Source organism: Psychrobacter sp. AOP5-GZ1-6 (assembly GCF_052376345.1).
Taxonomy (GTDB): domain Bacteria; phylum Pseudomonadota; class Gammaproteobacteria; order Pseudomonadales; family Moraxellaceae; genus Psychrobacter.
Map to the genome: position 1 here is coordinate 1 of NZ_JBQSVP010000288.1, position 1,037 is coordinate 1,037.

Genomic DNA, 1,037 nt, shown 5'->3' on the forward strand with positions numbered 1-1,037 from the left:
GCTTTCTGATTTCGAAAAACCACCATCACCTTGGATTTGAAGAAAACCGTTAACTTTCTCCAGTAAAAAATCACGTTCAAAGTGATTAGAATAACTTACTTTTTCCCATAAAGGAGATGCTTCCAATCTTTCGATAAATAGCTCTTTCGGTATGACATCAATAGGAGTCTCTCTGCGCACTCCTGTATCAGGCAGTTCCGGTGGATTATCATATTCGGGTGGTTCATAGCATATTACTGGTTTGTTATTATTGACAGGTTCATTTATTATTGCCTGTTCACCATCTTGCAGTAGTGCTGGCTCACTAGCCATGACTTTTGAAATACTTGCGGTTGTACAACTTGCTAATGACAGTGACATTGCTATAAAAATAAGTTTAACCACGAAACACACCTAATTAATTGTCAAGCCTGTTAACATAGCCAAGTTGCACTCTTTGATAGAATGACTGGTTCGGTTCATGCCCCAAAGCTCAAACAATATATTGTTATAACGAATATAAGTATGTAAGGTTTCATTGTCACTTAGGATTTCGTTGTTTTCTACTTTGACTGAATATTGCTGATAAAGCTGATTCAGTATTGCAGCAGCTTTATCGTGATCATTAATGACTATATTGATAATTTCTGTCATAGCACTTTTTTCTTGATCCAATAGCTGATGTCCATACTTGTTTCTTTGTTTTACGTTTAAAGGTGAATAAGCAATTTTAGTTATCTTTTCTGACTTCGAAAAACTACCATCACCTTGGATTTGAAGAAAGCCATTAATCTCACTTAATCTAAAACTGGATCTGTCTTCATCTTTACGTTCTGTTTGCTCCCATAAGGGAGAGGCTTTTAATCTTTCAATAAATAGCTCTTTCGGTATGACATCAATAGGAGTCTCTCTCAATACTCCAGTATCCAGTGGTATAGGTTGGTTGTCATAGCCTGTCGGTTCATGACACATTACTGGTTTGTCATTATTTACAGGTTCATTTATCATTGCCTGTTCATCATCTTGCAGTAATGCTGGCTCACTAGCCATGACTTTTG

The 1,037-nt window shown here is 36.5% G+C and carries 2 protein-coding genes; both read right to left on the reverse strand.

Annotation, left to right across the window (positions count from 1 at the left end; translation table 11 throughout):
• Window positions 1–384, reverse strand: a 384-nt coding sequence (locus ACT3RN_RS15800; RefSeq protein ID WP_444518834.1) for a hypothetical protein, incomplete at its 3' end; no start/stop codon positions are given.
• Window positions 385–393: 9 nt separating this feature from the next.
• Window positions 394–1,037: hypothetical protein (locus ACT3RN_RS15805; protein ID WP_444518835.1), on the reverse strand; the 644-nt coding region annotated here is incomplete at its 5' end.